23 protein-coding genes and 1 tRNA gene are annotated in these 15,969 nt (G+C 33.0%); 17 read left to right on the top strand and 7 right to left on the bottom strand.

The annotated features are described in order from the left end of the window. The first annotated feature begins 27 nt into the window (after positions 1 to 27). The 11 genes from C5F47_RS02730 to C5F47_RS02680 all read left to right on the top strand — a co-directional run bounded on the left by C5F47_RS02730 (position 28) and on the right by C5F47_RS02680 (position 6,603). Positions 28 to 705 (top strand): chromosome segregation protein ScpA, encoded by a 678-nt coding sequence (locus C5F47_RS02730; RefSeq protein ID WP_179361378.1) that lies wholly within the window; start codon positions 28 to 30, stop codon positions 703 to 705. A 16-nt stretch (positions 706 to 721) separates the two neighbouring features. After that, positions 722 to 1,294 (top strand): SMC-Scp complex subunit ScpB, encoded by a 573-nt coding sequence (gene scpB, locus C5F47_RS02725; protein ID WP_179361377.1) that lies wholly within the window; start codon positions 722 to 724, stop codon positions 1,292 to 1,294. A 68-nt stretch (positions 1,295 to 1,362) separates the two neighbouring features. Continuing rightward, complete coding sequence (locus C5F47_RS02720; RefSeq protein WP_179361376.1) at positions 1,363 to 1,746, top strand: 30S ribosomal protein S8e; 384 nt, start codon at positions 1,363 to 1,365, stop codon at positions 1,744 to 1,746. Position 1,747: 1 nt separating this feature from the next. Beyond that, positions 1,748 to 2,047, top strand: coding sequence for a signal recognition particle subunit SRP19/SEC65 family protein (locus C5F47_RS02715; RefSeq protein ID WP_179361375.1), 300 nt, complete (start codon positions 1,748 to 1,750; stop codon positions 2,045 to 2,047). A 74-nt stretch (positions 2,048 to 2,121) separates the two neighbouring features. Next, positions 2,122 to 2,391, top strand: coding sequence for an H/ACA ribonucleoprotein complex subunit GAR1 (locus C5F47_RS02710; RefSeq protein WP_179361374.1), 270 nt, complete (start codon positions 2,122 to 2,124; stop codon positions 2,389 to 2,391). Then, positions 2,388 to 3,341, top strand: coding sequence for a transcription initiation factor IIB (locus C5F47_RS02705; RefSeq protein WP_179361373.1), 954 nt, complete (start codon positions 2,388 to 2,390; stop codon positions 3,339 to 3,341). The genes C5F47_RS02710 and C5F47_RS02705 overlap by 4 nt, the downstream gene beginning before the upstream one ends. A gap of 95 nt (positions 3,342 to 3,436) precedes the next feature. Then, positions 3,437 to 4,207, top strand: a complete 771-nt coding sequence (gene sufC / locus C5F47_RS02700; RefSeq protein WP_179361372.1) for a Fe-S cluster assembly ATPase SufC — start codon at positions 3,437 to 3,439, stop codon at positions 4,205 to 4,207. Positions 4,208 to 4,240: 33 nt separating this feature from the next. Further along, a complete protein-coding gene (locus C5F47_RS02695; RefSeq protein WP_179361371.1) occupies positions 4,241 to 4,450 on the top strand; it encodes a DUF167 domain-containing protein in 210 nt (69 codons plus the stop codon). Between the two features lie 48 nt (positions 4,451 to 4,498). Then, the gene (locus tag C5F47_RS02690; RefSeq protein WP_179361370.1) at positions 4,499 to 5,173 is read left to right on the top strand and encodes a chlorite dismutase family protein; all 675 of its coding nucleotides are present in this window, start codon (positions 4,499 to 4,501) and stop codon (positions 5,171 to 5,173) included. An 85-nt stretch (positions 5,174 to 5,258) separates the two neighbouring features. Continuing rightward, entirely contained in the window at positions 5,259 to 6,257 is a 999-nt protein-coding gene (locus C5F47_RS02685) for an aldo/keto reductase (RefSeq protein WP_179361369.1), read from the top strand. Positions 6,258 to 6,264: 7 nt separating this feature from the next. Beyond that, positions 6,265 to 6,603, top strand: coding sequence for a hypothetical protein (locus C5F47_RS02680; RefSeq protein ID WP_179361368.1), 339 nt, complete (start codon positions 6,265 to 6,267; stop codon positions 6,601 to 6,603). Here C5F47_RS02680 and ahbA read toward each other — a convergent pair. Further along, the gene (gene ahbA / locus C5F47_RS02675; RefSeq protein WP_179361756.1) at positions 6,600 to 7,616 is read right to left on the bottom strand and encodes a siroheme decarboxylase subunit alpha; all 1,017 of its coding nucleotides are present in this window, start codon (positions 7,614 to 7,616) and stop codon (positions 6,600 to 6,602) included. The two genes, C5F47_RS02680 and ahbA, sit on opposite strands and share 4 nt — an antisense overlap. 103 nt (positions 7,617 to 7,719) lie before the next feature. Between ahbA and C5F47_RS02670 the strand changes: the two genes are divergently transcribed. Genes C5F47_RS02670 through C5F47_RS02655 form a run of 4 tightly spaced genes read left to right on the top strand, consistent with a single transcriptional unit; the run spans position 7,720 to position 10,954 of the window. Then, positions 7,720 to 8,373 (top strand): precorrin-2 dehydrogenase/sirohydrochlorin ferrochelatase family protein, encoded by a 654-nt coding sequence (locus tag C5F47_RS02670; protein WP_179361367.1) that lies wholly within the window; start codon positions 7,720 to 7,722, stop codon positions 8,371 to 8,373. Next, positions 8,370 to 9,635 carry a glutamyl-tRNA reductase gene (gene hemA, locus C5F47_RS02665; protein ID WP_179361366.1) on the top strand — a complete coding sequence of 422 codons (1,266 nt, stop codon included), beginning with the start codon at positions 8,370 to 8,372 and terminating at the stop codon, positions 9,633 to 9,635. Before C5F47_RS02670 ends, hemA begins: the two co-directional genes overlap by 4 nt. 30 nt (positions 9,636 to 9,665) lie before the next feature. Beyond that, the gene (gene hemB, locus C5F47_RS02660; protein ID WP_179361365.1) at positions 9,666 to 10,646 is read left to right on the top strand and encodes a porphobilinogen synthase; all 981 of its coding nucleotides are present in this window, start codon (positions 9,666 to 9,668) and stop codon (positions 10,644 to 10,646) included. Continuing rightward, a complete protein-coding gene (locus C5F47_RS02655; protein ID WP_179361364.1) occupies positions 10,643 to 10,954 on the top strand; it encodes a hypothetical protein in 312 nt (103 codons plus the stop codon). Before hemB ends, C5F47_RS02655 begins: the two co-directional genes overlap by 4 nt. Positions 10,955 to 11,099: 145 nt before the next feature. Here the strand turns inward: C5F47_RS02655 and C5F47_RS02650 are convergent, their stop codons facing one another. The 3 genes from C5F47_RS02650 to C5F47_RS02640 all read right to left on the bottom strand — a co-directional run bounded on the left by C5F47_RS02650 (position 11,100) and on the right by C5F47_RS02640 (position 12,793). Next, a complete protein-coding gene (locus C5F47_RS02650; RefSeq protein ID WP_179361363.1) occupies positions 11,100 to 11,720 on the bottom strand; it encodes an HD domain-containing protein in 621 nt (206 codons plus the stop codon). Continuing rightward, complete coding sequence (locus C5F47_RS02645) at positions 11,721 to 12,341, bottom strand: hypothetical protein (protein WP_179361362.1); 621 nt, start codon at positions 12,339 to 12,341, stop codon at positions 11,721 to 11,723. It lies immediately after the preceding gene. A 351-nt stretch (positions 12,342 to 12,692) separates the two neighbouring features. Beyond that, a tRNA-Leu gene (locus tag C5F47_RS02640) sits at positions 12,693 to 12,793 on the bottom strand. Between the two features lie 119 nt (positions 12,794 to 12,912). Here C5F47_RS02640 and C5F47_RS02635 point away from each other — a divergent pair. Further along, the gene (locus C5F47_RS02635; RefSeq protein WP_179361361.1) at positions 12,913 to 13,227 is read left to right on the top strand and encodes a single stranded DNA-binding domain-containing protein; all 315 of its coding nucleotides are present in this window, start codon (positions 12,913 to 12,915) and stop codon (positions 13,225 to 13,227) included. Here the strand turns inward: C5F47_RS02635 and C5F47_RS02630 are convergent. Both C5F47_RS02630 and C5F47_RS02625 read right to left on the bottom strand, forming a co-directional pair. Then, positions 13,221 to 13,826, bottom strand: a complete 606-nt coding sequence (locus C5F47_RS02630) for a hypothetical protein (protein ID WP_179361360.1) — start codon at positions 13,824 to 13,826, stop codon at positions 13,221 to 13,223. The two genes, C5F47_RS02635 and C5F47_RS02630, sit on opposite strands and share 7 nt — an antisense overlap. A 61-nt stretch (positions 13,827 to 13,887) precedes the next feature. Further along, entirely contained in the window at positions 13,888 to 14,844 is a 957-nt protein-coding gene (locus C5F47_RS02625; RefSeq protein WP_246271226.1) for a coiled-coil domain-containing protein, read from the bottom strand. Positions 14,845 to 14,981: 137 nt separating this feature from the next. On the opposite strand from C5F47_RS02625, the gene C5F47_RS02620 reads away from it, so the two are divergent. Further along, positions 14,982 to 15,293, top strand: a complete 312-nt coding sequence (locus C5F47_RS02620) for a hypothetical protein (protein WP_179361358.1) — start codon at positions 14,982 to 14,984, stop codon at positions 15,291 to 15,293. On the opposite strand, the gene C5F47_RS02615 is transcribed toward C5F47_RS02620, so the two are convergent. Then, positions 15,282 to 15,950 carry a phosphatase PAP2 family protein gene (locus C5F47_RS02615; protein WP_179361357.1) on the bottom strand — a complete coding sequence of 223 codons (669 nt, stop codon included), beginning with the start codon at positions 15,948 to 15,950 and terminating at the stop codon, positions 15,282 to 15,284. The genes C5F47_RS02620 and C5F47_RS02615 overlap by 12 nt on opposite strands. Positions 15,951 to 15,969 lie beyond the last annotated feature (19 nt).

Raw genomic sequence — 15,969 nt, 5'->3', positions numbered from 1 at the left:
ATTATTGAATAATCAAAGAGAAATTATGTGAGTGAAGCGCAAACTCCTGATAGTATTTCCCAAGAGCCAGTCAATATTCTATTTAGTCCCGCATCAGTTGTTAAAAAAGACGTTTGGGAAATTGATCTAATTCAGATTTTGAATTTATTAATTAAGATTCTTGAAAAGACAGGCAAGAAAGATCTCAAAGTGGCAGGAATGGCGGCACTATCATCATCACTAATCTATAGAATGAAAGTTGAAAGTATTTTTGCATTACAAAAAGCAGCAATGGAGAAAAAACCAATGCATCAAAGGACAGATGTAGATATTGAACTAATTGATATTCCATATAGACATGAATCAACATATCCAGTATCATTAGACGATCTTTTAGGATTATTACAAAACCTTATTGGAACTATTGCAAACCCCCAATCAAGAAGAAATAAACAATTAGAGATAGAACCAATCGTAGCACCAGATTTTCAAGAATTTTTCATTTCTCTTGAAAGTATAATTGGGAAATACGAAGACTTGATAATGAAAAAAATTAGCGCTACAGGATTTGGATTGTTACAAGACATCATAGAAGATCTTGATCAGGTAGATTCAATCAGATGTTTCTTTGCAGCATTATTCCTAGCTAGAGACCAAAAAGTAGATCTTGAACAAGTCGAAGATAACATCAAAATCATTGTAATGAAAGAAGAATTAACAAATTAATGGAGAGGATAATGAAATGGCAAAAATTGAAAATCTGAATGAAGCAACCGCAAGAATAGAGGCTGCACTATACTCAGCTGGAAGACCATTAAGAATTGAAGATATCATAAGAGCTTCAGGCACAGAATCAAGAACAAAAACACTGGATTTACTTAACGACATTATGAAAAAGACAAAGTCAGCATTCAAAGCATTAGAAATAGTAATTCTTCCAGATGGATCTTATGTTATGCAATTAAAACCAGAATACAGTGCAACAGTCAAAAGATATGCATCAAAACCAGTTCTTCCAAATGCAACACTAAAGACATTATCATACATTGCATACATGCAACCAATTTCATCAAAGCAGCTTGTTGAAACAAGAGGATCTGGAGTGTATGCACATCTCAAAGAATTAAGACAACTTGATTACATTAGTCACCAAAATGTTGGCAGATTAAAAATTTACACAACAACTGAAAAATTCCAAAAATATTTTGGTATACAAGGAGATGTAGAAGATCTAAAACAAAGATTATTCTCCAAAGTAAGAAAGACTGCCAACAGACAAACAGCAACTCCCCAAATTGCTTCAGAAGTAAACTGAGTAGATTTTTTAACTCACGGCTAGATTTTTGCGTTTTGTATAAATTAGAGTGATTCAAAGAACATTTCGTGAGAAAATCCGTAGAGAATTTAGCAACAAGTAAAATTACTGGTGGAAGAAGAGTACCACTTAGAATTAGAAGAAAGTATGAAACTGATAGATATCCTAACGAACCAATTAACGGTGCACAAGTAACTATAACAAGAAGAGTTCGTGGAGATAATAAAAAAACAGCATTAAAATCAATTGACTTTGTTAATTTAGCAACAGGTGAAGCTAAAGTAAAGAAATCAAAAATCATCAAAGTTTTAGAAAACGCTACAAACAATGATTACAAAAGACGTGGCATCATTACAAAAGGTGCAATTCTAGAAACAGCAGAAGGAAGATGTAGAGTTGTTTCAAAACCAGGACAAAACGGAATCGTCAACGCAATTTTACTAAAGGAATAAAATGAAAGATTACGAGCACGTCGTAATCTGGTTGGATTATTTCAACAAGAATTTAAAAAAATCTAAAGGAAGAAGAGTAGGATTAGAGAAATGTGTTTTTGATCCTTCATTAAAAGAGCTAACAGATGCAACAAAAGCAAGTGGATTAGAAATTACAGAATCTGATGACAAGGTAAGATTTCCAAAAAGACCATTTGTCAGGTCAGGCTATGTTATTGTACCAAAAGGATCCTCCAAGACAAAAATTCTTAACAAAATTTCTGAAAAGTTAGTGGCAAAAAGATCCAAACAATCAAAATAAAATGAATTCTAGCTCTTAGCTAAAGTAAAGTTGACAGAAGTCTATGAAAAGAATACAATGATTAGTAATTCTAATTGCAGGAGGTAGGCGAAATAATGCACCTAGCCGGTAGTGGCAGGGTAATCATTCAACTATCAACAGAATTGGTAGAAGGACAGATACTCTGTGACGAAAAGGGAACTAGAGTTGCAAAAGTAAATGAACTGATAGGTCCAGTAAGTAGACCGTTTGCATCAGCAACGCCATTAACAAATAATATCAAAAAATACATTGGCAAAAATGTTTTCGCATCTCAAGAATCTCCTGCTAACAAACCAAAAAAATTTAGGAGAAGAAAAAATTGAACATACTAGAAAAACAAAACTGTCCTGAGTGTAAATCTACATTAGTAGATGACATGCAGAATGGTGAAATCATCTGTTCTGGTTGCGGCGTAGTAGTCGATGATCAGATTGCAGATTTTGGTCCAGAAACAATTAGCTCAAACTTCGAAGACAAGATGAAGCTTGCAAGAGCAACCGGACAAACAACATATTCCCAACATGATTTGGGAATAACTACTGAGATTTCAATCAGTGCAAAAGACTTTAGTGGAAAAACAATCAACCACGATGTCGCAAATCAGATGCACAATCTCAGAAAGTGGCAACAAAGAGTAAGAGTTTCCTCACCAAGAGAGAGAAGATTAGCAAATGTTTTAACAAAAATGGGAGAAACATGCGATGGTCTAAGTCTTTCAAAGAATGTGTTGGAAACTGCATCTATGATATACAGAAACTTGGATGGACATGTTGATGTGAAGGGAAAATCAGTAGTTAGCATTACAGCTGCTACAATTTACATGGCATGCAAACAATGTGATGTAGTAAGATCATTAGAAGAAATTTGCCGAGGAATTTGTCCAGCAAAAGATGTTAAATCAAAAACAAAACTTGCAGCTAGATACTATCGAACCATGGTAATGGAAATGGGACAATTACATGCCCCAGTTGTAACCATGGACAAATACATCTCAAAGATAGCAAACATGACACAGACTGAGGTCAGAGTTGAAAGACTAGCCTTGGAAATTGCTGAAAAAACCAAAGACAGCAACATTGCTGATGGAAAGGCTCCAAACGGAATTGCCGCAGCATATCTGTATGTAGCATCTGTCCTACTTGGTCAAAATGTCCTACAAAGAGACGTTTCAAGTGTTGCAGGAGTCACAGAAGTCACTATCAGAAATAGATGTAAAGAAATTCTAACATGCTACAAACTCAAAATTACTTTGAGACCATCTCTGGCCAACTAATTACACCCCCCTCTTTTCATTTTATTATCTAGCATTACGATTAGGATTAGCTAAATTTCGTCGGTATTATATAGAGAATCAAAATAAATCGCAACATGGCAGTATTAGAAATCAAAGATCTTCACGTATCAAGAGAAGGTAAAGAGATTCTCAAAGGTGTTAATTTGAAAACAGGACCTGGAGAAGTACATGCCATCATGGGCCCAAATGGTTCAGGAAAAAGTACACTAGCTTACACATTACTTGCACACCCAAAATATGAAGTCACTAAAGGAGACATTTTGTTAGACGGTGAAAGCATCTTAGAATTATCAGCAGATGAAAGAGCAAAGAAAGGATTATTCTTAGGATTCCAATATCCAACTGAAGTTTCAGGAGTAGGTTTTTCTCATTTCTTAAGAACAGCATACAACTCTCTAAGTAAAGCTCTCGAAGGAGATAACAGAGAAGTATTCATCACAGTTAGAGAATTTCAAAAATATCTTAAAGAAAACTTGGAAAAAGTCGGATTAAGAGAAGAATTCCTTTCCAGATATCTTAATGAAGGATTTTCAGGAGGAGAGAAAAAACGTGCAGAGGTTTTACAGATGGCAGTTTTAAGACCAAAGGTTTCAATTTTAGATGAACCAGATTCAGGATTAGATATTGATGCCGTTCAAGCAGTAGCACAAGCAATCAGTAAAGTTGCAGATAAAGATGCAACAATAATCATCATTACCCACTATGCAAGAATTTTGAAATTCTTAGATAAATTAGATTTTGTTCATGTATTTGCAAGAGGACAAGTATTGAAAACAGGTGACGCATCACTTGCAGACAAATTAGAAGCAGAAGGTTACGAGTGGGCTTTAGAACAATCAGCCTAATCAATTTTAAACAGAACCTTTTCCAAAAAATTATTGATTTACAAAGTTCATGTAGAATTTTCCAAAGAATTTTTAGAAATCAACAGAGATGAAATCAATATCGGCATAGTATCAAAACCAATCAAAGGAGAAGCAAACAAAGAAATCATCAAAAAAGTTGCAAAACATTTCAAAATATCTAGTGCTTTGGTTCAAATAAAATCTGGACATAAATCATCAGAAAAAATTATCGAAATTCTTTAACAGAGAATCTAGTTTTTGTTTAAATAGGGTTTCAAAATGGGAAATGATATGTCAGAAGAAAACAATCAATATTATTTTAATTTCTCATTTTTCAAAGTAGATCCAAAATGGAGATGGATGGCAGATTTGGCAAAAGAAGAATCTGCAAAAGAAGTAGAGAATGTGATTAACAATTCAGGAATAATGTTTAGGTCATATTCAAATTTAGGTTTAAGAGATGATGCAGACTTTTTGTTTTGGTTCGCAGCAAAATCAGTAGAAGAAATACAAAAAGTTATTGAGAAAATATACAAAACAGTATTTGGAAAATACATTATTCCATCAATGACATATTTGTCATGTACTAGACCATCACTATACGTTCAAGAACAAAAAGCACATGGATTCATCACAGGAAACAATCCAAAAAAACACGTTATAGTATATCCATTTACAAAAACAAGAGAATGGTATCTCTTACCTAAAGAAAAACGTCAAGAGATTATGGATGAGCATATAGAAGTTAGTAAAAAATATCCACAAGTGATACTCAATACCACATACTCATTTGGAATACATGATGAGGATTTCATGCTTGCATTTGAAGTAGACGACATCAGGGATTTCCAGGATTTAATCATGGATTTAAGAGAAACACAAGTTTCAACATATGTTAAAAATGACATACCAATGATCGTGTGTGTAAAAAAAGACATCGTCCCAATGATTTCCAGTTTAGGATAAGCCTTCAGATTATTTAAAAATCAAATATCATGGGTGCAAATCTTGGATAAACATAAATGATGAAATTTTAGATCAAAAAATAGTTTTGAAATACAATAAACTGGGAAAAACAGACATTGAAATCTCAGAGATAGGATTTGGAGCATGGGCAATTGCTCTTGATTGGTGGGGCAAAAAAATTGAAGAAGACGAAGCAAAGAGGATGCTCAAAAAAGCATACGATGTAGGAATTAATTTCTTTGAAACTGGGGATTTGTACGGAAAAGGATTAAGTGAAAAGCTAATTGGTGAAGTTTTCAAAGATATGAGAAACGAGATTGTTATTTCTACAAAATATGGTTATGATTTTAGCGGAGTTGAACAAATTGGACACAAAGAACTTCCACAAAGATTTGATGAAGATTATACAAGAATGGCATTAAGAAATAGTTTAGAAAGATTACAAACAGATCATGTCGACATGTATGGTGTGCACAATCCAAAATTAAAAGATGTAAGAAATGATTCTATTTTCAATTTATTAGATAGTTTCATCAAAGATGGATCTATCAAAACATATCAAGTTGCTTTAGGCCCTGCAATTGGATGGACTCAAGAAGGCATGGAGGCAATGGACAAACCAAATCTTAGTGCAGTTCAAACAGTTTACAATATTTTAGAACAAACGCCAGGAAACGAATTGATGAAAAAAGCTGAAGAGAAAGACGTAGGAATTCTAGTCAGAGTTCCAGAAGCATCAGGAATTTTAACAGGAAAAGTCAACGCAGACACAAAATTTGATGATAATGATCATAGATCAGTAAGAAAAAGAGAATGGCTTAAAGCATCATTAGAAAAAGTTGAACAATTCAGACCAATTGCGGATAGAAATGGATTAAACATTACAGAATTTGCAATGAAGTATATGATGACAAAGAAAGGATTTGCAACAGTACTTCCAACAATGATTAGTGAAGAAGAAATTGTCAATTATGCTCAAATGTCAGATGGAAAATACATTTCAGATTCAGATATGAAAGAAGTGGAAGATTTGTACAATACTTGGCCTTCATACGAATTAAAAGTAACACCCCAAGCAAATTAATTTGTAAATGAGTAATCCAATAGACATAGAAAAAACTCTAGAAGTTATTGAAAGAATGAAGATTGCCAAGATAGGCAAATACAAAAAATGGGAATCTATGATAAAGAAAATTAAAAACTATCAGAAACTAAATCCTGAAGAATTAGAATATTATTCAAACATAACTAGAATCTATAAAGAATCAGGCGTCACATCGAGAAGCAAGGTATACCATACTAAACTCTCAGAACTAGATGAAAAACCACCATGTAAAGAATGTGGAGAAGATTCACAATATTATTGCAACATGAATGATCAGTATTTTTGTACAATTCATGTCGTAGGACATGATGAAAATGAATTCTAAGATGCAGGAACGGTTTCTTCTAAACTGAAAGAATTTTCTACAAAATATTCTACACGGGTTTTTTTGAATTCTCTAGTACTAAAGAGAATTTTATATTCATCAACATTAATTTGATCTTGAATTGTTTTTGCCATTTCATTGGCCTCTTCATGAGTTTTACAGTGAATCATTGAAAACACATTGTAAGGCCAATCAGCATATGTAGGTCTCTCATAACAATGGCTTACCTGAGGAAATGAGCCCAAAGTTTCTCCAACTTTAGTAATTCTATCTTCAGGTACTTTCCATACAATCATACCATTTGCAGTAAATCCAACTTGTCTGTGTCTTAAGATAGCTGCAAATCTTCGCATAACACCAATATCTTCATAATGTTTCATTTTTGCAAACAATTCATCTTCAGTGATTCCAAGATTTTTTGCTGCATTTACAAAAGGTTCATCAATAATATCCATGTCTTTTTGTAACTCACGGATGAAATCTTTGTCTTCTTCAGTAGGGACAAATTTTACATTTTTAATTTCTTTTTTCTCTTCAGTTGGAGCTACATCATGCTTCTTCTCATCTACCATGTCAAGTTTAACACCAATTTTGAATAATTGCAAAGTTGGAAGCATTCTAACTGTTTTAATTCCCTTTAGAACATTGAATTTTTCAAGTTCTTCTTTCAAATCAGCACCTGGAGGAACAGCCAAGGTAAACCAGAGATTGAATTGGTGGTCTCTTTCATAATTATGACTTACACCAGGATGGCGATTAATTTGACTAGCAACATGTTCTAATTTATCATCTTCAATTTCCATGGCAACTAGTGAGCTAGTATAGCCAAGTTTTCTTGTATCAAAAATTGCACTAAGTTGTCTTAAAACACCAATTTCTTTTAGTTCATTTAATCGTGTTTTGATATCTTCAGGTGTAGTATCAAATTTTTTAGCAATAGCATCAAAAGGTCTAGTTACAAGTGGAAAAGTCCATTGAATTTCATTGAGAAGTTCTTTATCGGATTCATCCATTGAAGTCAATAAGTCAATAACTTGGCCATTCAATTAAAAATGTAGCTCGAATTTCAGGCTCTAAATTTTAATACATAAATAGAAACTGGAGTCCCTTTGATCGATGATAGTTGATCTTAATCTTCAAGGGAAAAAAATAATCATCATAGGGGGAGGAAACGAGGCACAAAAAAGAATCAACTCAGTATTAAAACAAGAATGCGACATCACAGTTCTTAGTGATTCTATAAACCCACAGATAAACAAACTAGTTAAAACAAAAAAAATTAAATTTGTAAAACAAAAAATTTCAGATACAAAGTTTATTTCAAAATTAAAACCAGATTTAATAATTACAACTACAAATAACAAAAAAATTAATCAAAAAATCATCACAGATGCAAAAAAGAAAAAAATTATTGTTTATAGTTCAGACAATCCAGAGGACAGTGATTTTTCAAATCCTGCAATAATAGATTTTGAAAATATGATACAAATTGCAATTTTTACGGGTGGAAAAAGTCCAGCAATGTCAAAAAAACTCAAAGATAGATCAGAAAAACTATTCAAAAAAATTATCACCAAGGAAGATATCGCTCAAATTAAAATTCAAAAAATTGCAAGAAAAATTGCCAAAGAGATCATACCTACTCAAGAAGAAAGAAAAAACTGTCTTCGTAATATCATGAGTGATAATGAGATTGATCAGTTAATAAAAGACGGGCAGGTGAAAAAAGCTGAAAAGCGAGCTATCACAATATTGAGGAATTGGAAATGAATCAAAATATCATCAATGCACGTGTTACTTTTCGTAACTCTCCAATTCACATTTTAGAGCAATTTACCATTAAAGATATGAAAAATGCCTATGAACAATTCAAAACTAATTCAGGATTAGATGAATGTGTAATAATTCAAACCTGTAACAGAATAGAACTATTTGGTAAATCAAAATCCTATGATTCAGATAAAATCAAAAAAACATGGGCAACAATTACAGGACTTGAAGAAGAAGCATTTAATGAAAATATAGAATTTGTAGAAAATCACGAAGCACTTCATCATTTGTTGAAACTCACATCAGGTCTAGATTCCATGGTATTGGGAGAGGAACAGATTCTAGGTCAAATAAAAAATTCTATCACATCTGCCAGAGAAGTAAAAGCATCAGGACAACATCTCAACACATTATTTGATAAAGCAATTAGAATTGGAACTAGAATTAGAAATTCAAGTGGAATTGGGGCAGGCGGAATTTCAGTAGGATCAATGGCAGTAAAGCTTGCAGAAGAAAATATTGATGAACTAAAAACAAAAAAAGTATTGCTCATTGGTACAGGAGAAGTATCCACATTAGTTGCAAAATCACTGCAAAGGCGCGGCTATGCATTTGATGTGACAAGTAGGACAATGGGAAGATCAGAAACATTTTGTGAAACAATGGGTGGAAATCCAGCTAAATTCGAAGACGTATTTTCAGGATTTGATAATTATGATGTAATTTTTGTTGCAACAACTGCACCATATTTTCTAGTTACAAATGATAGAATTACAGAAGCTATGAAAAATAAAAACAAAGGAATGATGATTTTGGACTTGTCAAATCCCAGAACAGTTGATGAAAAAGTTGCAACCATTGGAGGAGTTAAACTCATGAATCTAGATCAAATTGCCGAAATGGTTGAAAAGAACATGAATGCACGATTAAACAAGGTGAAAACCGTTGAAAATATAATTAATGAGGAAGTTTCTGTATTAGAAGCCTCAATGAAAAGACTAGATGCAGAACCACTTGTAAAAGACGTATTCAAAAACATAGAGAATCTAAGAGAGAGAGAACTACAAAAAGCACTTCAAATGCTAGATGAAAAAGATGAGAAAAAAATCAAAATTATCGAGGAATTAACAAAAGCAGTTGTAGAAAGTATTGTGTCAACTCCAATGAACAACATCAGAAAAGCATCAGAACAAGGCAAACCAGATGTGGTAGAGCTAGCCAGTAAATTATTTGACTATAAAAAACAGAATCAAGTAGACTAGGATTATATTTTAGCTAGAGAGAATTTCAACATGTCATTTCCAACTAGAAGACTTCGTCGACTACGAACATCAGATAAAATGAGAGAATTAGTTCAAGAAACAACTCTTTCACCAAAAGATTTCATTTGTCCAGTATTCGTTCAAGAGGATTTGAAAGAAAGAGTCAAAGTAGAATCAATGTCAGAAATCGAGAGATTACCATTAAGTGATGTAAATGAAGAAGTTGGAAAAATTATAGATTTAGGAATTCCTGCAATCATGGTTTTTGGGATTCCTTCACAAAAAGACGAGGCAGGAAGTTCTGCATTTGATGATAATGGAATTGTTCAAAAGGCAATTGCACAGATCAGAGAGAAATTTGGAGATAAAATAGTAATCATGGCAGATGTTTGTCTATGTCAATTTACATCTACGGGACATTGTGGAATTATTCAAGGAGATAAAATTGATAACGACACTAGCCTAGACACACTTGCAAAAATTGCAATCAGTCAAGCAAGAGCAGGAGTAGATACAGTATCACCATCAGCAATGATGGATGGACAAGTTGCCGCAATTAGAAAAGCATTAGATAAAGAAGGATTTACAGATGTTTCAATAATGTCACACTCTGCAAAACACCGTTCAAACTTTTACTCACCATTTAGAGATGCAGCAGAATGTGCTCCAAAGTTTGGAGACAGAAAAACATACCAAGTTCCATATACAAATGCAAGAGAAGCAATGATGGAAGTTGAAACAGACATTGAAGAAGGAGTAGATATAGTTATGATAAAACCAGCTTTGTCATATTTGGATTTAATTTCAGAAACTAGAAGAAAATACAATGTACCAGTTTCAGCATACAGTGTATCTGGAGAATATGCATTGGTAAAAGCAGCATCACAATTAGGATATGTAAATGAAAAAGACATCACATTAGAGATTCTACATTCAATTAAAAGAGCAGGGGCAGATATGATAGTTACATATTTTGCAAAATCAGCTTCTAGATTCCTTCAAGAATCATGAGAAACGACGAACGTTTTGAAATTCAAAGAGCATTTGATTTATTGCCACATGTGGTAGGCGCAAGCTGGACTGCAGTTTGGTTTAGAATGAAAGGAATCAAAAAACCAACAAGAGAAGAATTTAGAGAAAAAACCATAGAATATTTGCAACTAGTTGAACCAGTGTTTGGTTCCTATCCAAAAGAAGAAGAATTTACTGAAATTAACAAATACATTGAATTTAGAAAAAAAGAAGAATATGAGAAAATAAGGACTGGTGAAAATACCGAGATCGAAACAAGATATGATAGATACGTCGATTATGGCTAAATCATGGGAGTTTTAAAACACACATCACCATAAACGCTAAGACAATATGAGAAAATCAGAACAAATGCCAAGATTACAGGAGGAGTAAATATCAGAAAATATGTCCTTGTCCTCATTCTCTTTAGATGATTAAAAATTCCCATCATCATATCTCCAATTTTAATTGTTTTAGGAAATCTTTGAGTACCCTAGTTCTCTTTTTGGCCTCTATCTTGCCAGATTTTGTATTCATCAAAGATTCCAATTTGAGTAACTTTTGATAAAAGTGATCCACTGTCCAAGTTTTATCATCAGGTTTTCTTGTTTTGCAAAACGGATCATCGATATTATAGAATGGTCGTTTAAGTGAACCACCTGTAGCAAAAACTCTTGCAAGTCCTATTGCACCTATTGCATCTAATCTATCAGCATCCTGAAGAATTTTCCCTTCCAAAGTTGAAGGTATTTTATTTTGTGAAAAACTATGATCACGAATAGCATCTGAAATAATAATAATTTCTTCTTCTGAAAAATTATATTTTTTTAGCATAGTTTTAGATTTTTTTGCACTTTCTATTGAAGACATTTTTGAACGCTTATCAGATTTTGGGTAAGAAACAATATCATGTAATAACGCTGCACAAAGAACTAATTTTTTGTTGGCTTTTTCTTTCTTGCACATTTTTTGAGCGTTTTTGTAAACTCTCATAATATGTTCAAAATCATGTGCTGAATCATTATCCATTATTTCTTTAACTTCATTTTTAATAGAATCAAGAACTTTCATTTAGAATCTCCATATTTTTGGTTTGACAAATTTTAGTTTTCTTTTTGTAATTAAAAGAGTCCAATTCACAGATGCAAATAGAATGATCAATCCAATTCCAGCACCATCAATTAATAAAATTCCAGTCAAACGATCCTCAAACAGTTCTAAGAAGGGAGTCAACACAGCATTGCCAGAATAAATCATAATAATGTATGAGAGTGTTCTACCAAACCAAAATCCAATATAGATGCCCAGGCTTTTTGCTCGCATTAGCCCATAGGCAATAAACAACATGTTACTTGGAAGAGGTGTGGCACCAAATAGAAAAGAGGCAATAACATAACCATATTTTTTATTGTTAAGGTAATCCCCAATCACATCAAGGTTGGATTTTTGTTCTTCTGCAACAAATCTTCTAAAAATTACACTAATCCTCTTTAGAACAAATCTGCCAATAGTAGCTCCTGTAGCCCCTACCATAGCAAGAATAACTATGTTCAGAGTAGGATCTAGAAGATAAAACGACGTTAAGATAATCCAGCTTGGTGGCATTAGAATTGGAGATGCATTTACTCCAATCAGTACAAGAAAAATTCCAAAATATGAAAATTCTCCAAAAATTTCAAAAATATCTAACATCTTTCAAAAATTGTATCACTTTTTTTGTTTCTAAACCCTTGGATTCCTTTTTAGTCATGAAATAATTTCAATCTGATCTAAAAAATTATAAAAATTACATGTTTTTCAAAACAATGATCAGGTATTGTAAAAAATTGGATCAATCATGCAATATCCTTATAAGCAATTTATGCGTAGTGTACCCATGTCAGAGATGGTTTGGAAGTGTTTTAGATGCAATTTATCTTTCAAAGACGACCAACTCGCTGAAATGCATAAACAAATTTCAGAACATTCCATTACTAAAGTAAAGACAATCGTAGCATAATTACAAGAATTTTAACAAAATTTGCAATTTTAGATGAAATATAGTGCAGAGGGTGGGATTCGAACCCACGAACTCCTGAGAGAAGGGATTACCCATATTATGGATCTTGAGTCCCTCTCGGTTGACCGGGCTTCGATACCTCTGCATTGAGTTTGGGTATACACCAATATTTCTCGATTACTATTTTGATAAATTAAAAATCTGATCTGTCATTTTGCTAATTTTTTGACAAAGCTTATAATCGTGCACAATAGTTTCCAAAACATGTCAGAATTCATACCAATTTCCGACGCAAAAAAAATGCGAAGTGGAGTTAATGTTGAAGCTGTTGTTAAAAGCAAAGGAGACCCAAGAACTGTGAATCTCAAAAGTGGAGGAACAGTAGATGTCTGCGATGCAGTAATTTCTAACGGTGAAACTGAAGATGACCAAATGAAACTCACATTGTGGGGCGACGATATCAAAGCAGTAAATGTTGGAGATACAGTTGTCATTACAAATGGATATACCAATGAGTTCAAAGGTGAAGTATCCTTAACCAAAGGCAAATTTGGTAAAATGGATATTAATCCTCAATAATTTCTTTTATTATCTAAATTATTTTTCAAATCTACTAAAATTACAATTACACCAATTATTGAAATTATTATTCCCAATACAAGTAAAAATCCAGAAATTAAAAGAGGCATCACCATATTCATTACAGGAGAATCAGGATTAGACAGCGCATCAGAATTTTCTGGATCTTCAGAAAACATTACGACGATGCTTACATCTCTAGAACCAGTATTTTTGATTTCAAAATTCAAACTGTCAGATTGTTCAAGTTCCAATGCTTCAAATAAAATTGGTTCAGACATTACAAATGTTCCATAATTATCTCCAAAAATATTTGAAATATTGATAGATAATGTATCTCCAGAAACATAATTAGTAATTTGAATTCCCCAGAGCAATGGAGCACCAAATGAAGATGTATCATAGGTTACATATGCCGACTCACCAGGCATAATTTGGAGCTCATTTGTTATCTCATCAAACAATCCTTCAAACATAGTAACCATCGAGAGATCATTAGGACCAGTAATGTTTGAAGGAACTGCAGAAACTGCAATGGTGAGAGAAACTGCAATGAATACTAAACCAACAATTGTAATTACTAAACCACGTTTTTTCATTTTAAAATAATAAAATAAAACCTACTTTTATGTTATCGAATAGAAAAGTAAATTTGGAAGACTAGCGTCTAGATTTCTTTTTAGCTGCAGTTTTCTTCTTTGCTGGTTTCTTTTTAGCTGCAGTTTTCTTCTTTGCTGGTTTCTTTTTAGCTGCAGTTTTCTTCTTTGCTGGTTTCTTTTTAGCTGCAGTTTTCTTCTTTGCTGGTTTCTTTTTAGCTGCAGTTTTCTTCTTTGCTGGTTTCTTTTTAGCTGCAGTTTTCTTCTTTGCTGGTTTCTTTTTAGCTGCAGTTTTCTTCTTTGCTGGTTTCTTTTTAGCTGCAGTTTTCTTCTTTGCTGGTTTCTTTTTAGCTGCAGTTTTCTTCTTTGCTGCTGCTTTTCTTCTGTTTGCCAATAATTCTTTTAATTTTGAGTATGCATTATCCAATGACTTTTGAGCAGATTCTTCTGCTTTTGTTCGTCTTTCCAAGTCTTTTAGGAATTTTTGTAAAGATTTGCGGCTTGAAATTTTAGTTTCACGCAAAGAAGGTTTTGATTTTGTTTGTTTTTGGATTTTTGAGATAATTTTTGATTTAATATCAGAGAAATCAGTTACATCATCTGTAATCTTTTTGGCAGTTTTTTGTCTGCTTTTGATTTCTTCAACTAAATCGCTTACATGATCATTTAATGAGCGTAATCTAGCCTCAGCATTTTGTTTTTCTAAAGGGTTTTCAGCAAATTCAATTTCTTGTTCAGTCTGCTCAATAGCCTCTTTTTCTCTAGCAAGTCTCTCCTCTGCTGCAGCTATCAATCTCCCTATACTTTCCAATTGAGAGTTTTTTCTAGTAAGAACGGTAGAAACGTCTGTAGATTCTTCTTTTTCAGATTCTATTTTTTTATCAAGAGAGTGTAAACCAGAAACAGAGCGTTTTTCAGCGGAACGAAATTCTTTAACTTGTTCTTCTGCTTTTTTACGTAATTTGGTTGCTTCTTGTTTCTTTTGTCGTAATTGAATTACTAGTTTTTCTAATGAGGCCAATGAGTGATTCAAGACAAAAGCGTCGGTTAAGTTATAGATATAATCATGTATTGACTTGCAAGTTAAGAAAATTAACTTAATTTGATCGCAAAATACCATTTTTTAAAAAATATTAGTTAAGAGATTTTAGCAACACCATGGAATTTCATCCAAAAGATTTGCCAATCTTGAGAACATACGATGTAAAAGATGAGAAAGAGGCAATGGAAGCAGTCGAAGACATGGTCAATTTAGGATTTAAAGGAAAAAAAGAAGGATACAAAGTATTAATGCCAAAAGAATCAAAAATTGCAAAAAGGATTGGATATTCTGTAACAACAGGAGTAACAACAGGGCTAAGACAAAAGAATGAAGACCGAGATGTCAAATATTGGACATATCATCATGATGATGAACATTATGCAATAGTTCTAATTCACAGAGACAGATTGACAGAATTAGGTTTTTGATTTCTCAAAAATTTTGTAAAGTTTAGTTCTATTTGCCATAACGCCAGCTAACATCACACCAATTATGGTACCTCCAATAACATCCATAGGGTAATGCTCCAAAACATAGATTCTGCTTAATGAAATCAAAAATGGATACAGGAACATCAAATATGCTCCACGTGGAAATCGCTCAGAGAGCGCAAATCCTAGAATAATAGCAAAAATCATTGATCTTGCAGCATGTCCAGAAGGATATGATGCATCATAGCCACCCTCACAAAACAAGGCAAACGTATCTTTACTTACAGGTACTGGAAATGAGACTGCATCATACTCAAAATCAGGCCTATCTCTATCAACACCACATTTGACATAACCTGTAAGCAGTGTAGATATTACAATCAAAATCATCAAGGTAACTCCAACTCTACGGGTTTTTGGAATGATTAAAACAAAAATTGCAAATCCTAGCATCCATAATGCTTCACCACTTTCGGTGATAGATTGCATTATCAGATCTAATGTAGAGTTTCCAACATTTTCAGAAAAAAATAAAATTACACTTTGATCAAAGCTTTCGGTAATTCCAGAATATACAATTGCAGTGATAATTAGAAATGAAATTGTTAGTAAAACAAAGGAACGAGACCGAATATCAAAAAGCCAATTTTGCAATTAATGAAACCTCAAGCAC

Source organism: Nitrosopumilus cobalaminigenes (assembly GCF_013407145.1).
Taxonomy (GTDB): Archaea; Thermoproteota; Nitrososphaeria; order Nitrososphaerales; family Nitrosopumilaceae; genus Nitrosopumilus; species Nitrosopumilus cobalaminigenes.
The sequence above is the reverse complement of the archived record's forward strand: the minus strand, read 5'-3'. Positions and strand labels throughout refer to the sequence as shown.

Excerpts from the sequence above, each read along its gene's own strand:
- C5F47_RS02690 (WP_179361370.1), top strand. The coding sequence starts at position 4,499 with ATGTCAGAAGAAAACAATCAATATTATTTTAATTTCTCATTTTTCAAA.
- hemA (WP_179361366.1), top strand. The coding sequence starts at position 8,370 with ATGAATCAAAATATCATCAATGCACGTGTTACTTTTCGTAACTCTCCA.
- C5F47_RS02650 (WP_179361363.1), bottom strand. The coding sequence starts at position 11,720 with ATGAAAGTTCTTGATTCTATTAAAAATGAAGTTAAAGAAATAATGGAT.
- C5F47_RS02635 (WP_179361361.1), top strand. The coding sequence starts at position 12,913 with ATGTCAGAATTCATACCAATTTCCGACGCAAAAAAAATGCGAAGTGGA.
- C5F47_RS02715 (WP_179361375.1), top strand. The coding sequence starts at position 1,748 with ATGAAAGATTACGAGCACGTCGTAATCTGGTTGGATTATTTCAACAAG.
- C5F47_RS02630 (WP_179361360.1), bottom strand. The coding sequence starts at position 13,826 with ATGAAAAAACGTGGTTTAGTAATTACAATTGTTGGTTTAGTATTCATT.
- sufC (WP_179361372.1), top strand. The coding sequence starts at position 3,437 with ATGGCAGTATTAGAAATCAAAGATCTTCACGTATCAAGAGAAGGTAAA.
- hemB (WP_179361365.1), top strand. The coding sequence starts at position 9,666 with ATGTCATTTCCAACTAGAAGACTTCGTCGACTACGAACATCAGATAAA.
- scpB (WP_179361377.1), top strand. The coding sequence starts at position 722 with ATGGCAAAAATTGAAAATCTGAATGAAGCAACCGCAAGAATAGAGGCT.
- C5F47_RS02670 (WP_179361367.1), top strand. The coding sequence starts at position 7,720 with ATGATAGTTGATCTTAATCTTCAAGGGAAAAAAATAATCATCATAGGG.
- C5F47_RS02655 (WP_179361364.1), top strand. The coding sequence starts at position 10,643 with ATGAGAAACGACGAACGTTTTGAAATTCAAAGAGCATTTGATTTATTG.
- ahbA (WP_179361756.1), bottom strand. The coding sequence starts at position 7,616 with ATGGATGAATCCGATAAAGAACTTCTCAATGAAATTCAATGGACTTTT.
- C5F47_RS02680 (WP_179361368.1), top strand. The coding sequence starts at position 6,265 with ATGAGTAATCCAATAGACATAGAAAAAACTCTAGAAGTTATTGAAAGA.
- C5F47_RS02645 (WP_179361362.1), bottom strand. The coding sequence starts at position 12,341 with ATGTTAGATATTTTTGAAATTTTTGGAGAATTTTCATATTTTGGAATT.
- C5F47_RS02620 (WP_179361358.1), top strand. The coding sequence starts at position 14,982 with ATGGAATTTCATCCAAAAGATTTGCCAATCTTGAGAACATACGATGTA.